The following is a 2,355-nucleotide window of genomic DNA, read 5'->3' on the forward strand; positions in this document are numbered from 1 at the left end:
GAACAGCACCAGGGTCGGGTCTTTATATTGCCGACCGGCCTGCTGGAAAATCTGGCCCCAGGTGTCTTCGGTGTCGCCGAGGATCGAGCGCACGAATTCGGCGTTTTCATCATTGGCCGGCGGTGCCTTGCGGGTGTGGGTGGTGGCCGGAGCCGATTGCTCGCTCATTTGTCCGGTCAATTGACCGAGGATCTGCATCGGGTCCTGGCCGGTGATCCAGCCGATCCCGACGATCAACAGGATCGCCGTCAGGCTCAGGCCCTTGCCCCCGCCGAAGCGCATCCCGCCACCCCCACCGCCGACATCATCGCCACGGGCATCGACCACGTTGTCGCTGCGTCGGCCTTTTTTCCATAGCATGGGGGTGAGTCCTCGTTTGAATATGGTGATGAGTGTTGCTGGTCAGTGAGAGCGGCGCCAGTCCGGTCGTCTGTCTTTTACTGCGCACGGAACATTTCAGACTTGTATTGAACACGGATAGCCCAGCGAATTCCTTCAGGGCGACAGGTTTTTACCGAGTGGGCGAATGCTTGTCTCGAGAATCACTGATCAAACTCACTCTATATCGGCGATATGCCGGGCAGCGATGTAGCCGAAGGTCAGCGCCGGGCCGAGATTGATACCGCCGGCGGGATAGTGCCCGCCCATGATGCTGGCCATGTCGCCGCCCGCTGCATACAACCCGGCGATGGCCTGCCCCGACTCGCCAAGAACCTGGGCATGTTCATTGACCTTGAGCCCGGCGAAGGTGCCAAAGCAGCCAGGCTGGACCTTCACGGCGTAGAACGGGCCTTGTTCAATCGGCGCGACGCACGGGTTGGGTTGCTGCAACGCATCGCCCTGTTTGCGGTTGTAGGGCGTCGAGCCACGACCGAACAACGGATCTTCGCCGTTGCGCGCACACCGGTTGTATTCATCCACCGTGCTGCGCAATCCGTTTGGGTCGATGCCGCAGGCCAGGGCCAATTCCTCGACAGTGTTGCCGGTTTTCAGATAACCGCTGCGGATAAAGGATGACAGCGGCACCGGAAACGGCCGAGAAATTCCCAGGCCATAACGCCGTTGAAAACCATGAGTGCAGATCAGCCAGGAGGCGACTTCTTCGCCCAGCGGTGCGGCGGCGACCATGGCCGTCACGTAGTCGTAGTAGCCGTCGGCTTCGTTGACGAAGCGCCGGCCGTTGCTCAGCACACCGATGATCCCCGGTTTGCCGCGTTCGATGATGTGCGGGAAGTGGCCGATGCTGCCGTCACTGTGCGGCACTTGCGAAACCGGCGCCCAGGCCACGGGCGATGCCATGTCGGTGTTGACCCGCGCACCGGCGCTTTCGCCCAATCGCAAACCATCACCGGCGACGCCGAGAGGCGGCAGCGCCAGGTGTTCGTTGCCGGTTGGTGTGCGGGGGAACAATGCCTTGCGTCGCTCGATATCATTGGCGAAACCTCCGGTCGCGAGCACCACGGCCTTGCGTGCATGGATGCGGATATTGCCTTTGGCGGTACTGACGATCGCGCCTTGCACCTGATCGCCTTCGCGAAGCAACTCGGTCACCGGTGCCGATTCCCAGAGCAAGACGCCCAGGTCTTCGGCGGACTTTGCCAACCGCGCAACCAGCGCCACGCCGTTGACCAGTTGCATCGCCCGACCATGAACAACGAGGTCGAACAAGTGCCGGGTGAAGCGCCGGGTCACATGCCATGCCGCGGGCAAAGAGCGCGTCAGGTTGAGAAATGCGCTCAGGTCCGCCCCCGCCATGATCGGCATGCCCATGAACGAAGTTTCCCGCATGGTTTTGCGAAGGCGCTTCAGTAGCTTGCCGACTTTTCGTCCGTCATAAGGCGCAGCGATCACCGACCGTCCGCCGGTGCCGGCGCCCGGCGTGTCGCCATGAATGTCGGCGATGGCGTTGCCATCGGCGAATTGCAGGGCAGTGTGTTGCTCGAAGAACGCGACCATTCGCGGGCCAGCCTCAAGGAACGAGTCGATCATCGCCGGATCGTAACGCTCACCCAATTCGTGCTTCAGGTAAGTGCGCGGTTGCTCGACGTCTTCAACGATGCCGGCACGACGCGCCAGAGGATTGCACGGCACCCAGGCCCATCCGCCGGACCACGCCGTGGCGCCGCCGAACACCGGGTCTTTCTCGACCAYGATCACTTTCAAGCCATGCCAGGCTGCGGTTACAGCTGCGGACAATCCGGCCGCACCGGAGCCGACGATCAGCACATCGCATTCGATGTCCGCAAGGAGGGGAGAGTCGGCAGGCATCGTTTAAAAGCTCCAGGTTGTTTTTGGAATTTGATTCCAGAAAATATAAAGGCTTGATTGATCCCGGCAACCATTCACTGCGTAAAG

The 2,355-nt window shown here is 61.3% G+C and carries 2 protein-coding genes; both read right to left on the reverse strand.

What is annotated here, in order from left to right:
* On the reverse strand, positions 1-360 hold a 360-nt coding region (locus AC1DLB_RS27880; RefSeq protein ID WP_477786074.1), incomplete at its 3' end, for a neutral zinc metallopeptidase.
* Between the two features lie 195 nt (positions 361-555).
* Positions 556-2,268 (reverse strand): FAD-dependent oxidoreductase, encoded by a 1,713-nt coding sequence (locus AC1DLB_RS27885; RefSeq protein ID WP_477786075.1) that lies wholly within the window; start codon positions 2,266-2,268, stop codon positions 556-558.
* Between the last annotated feature and the right edge of the window lie 87 nt (positions 2,269-2,355).

The organism is Pseudomonas sp. 05N434, assembly GCF_056396965.1.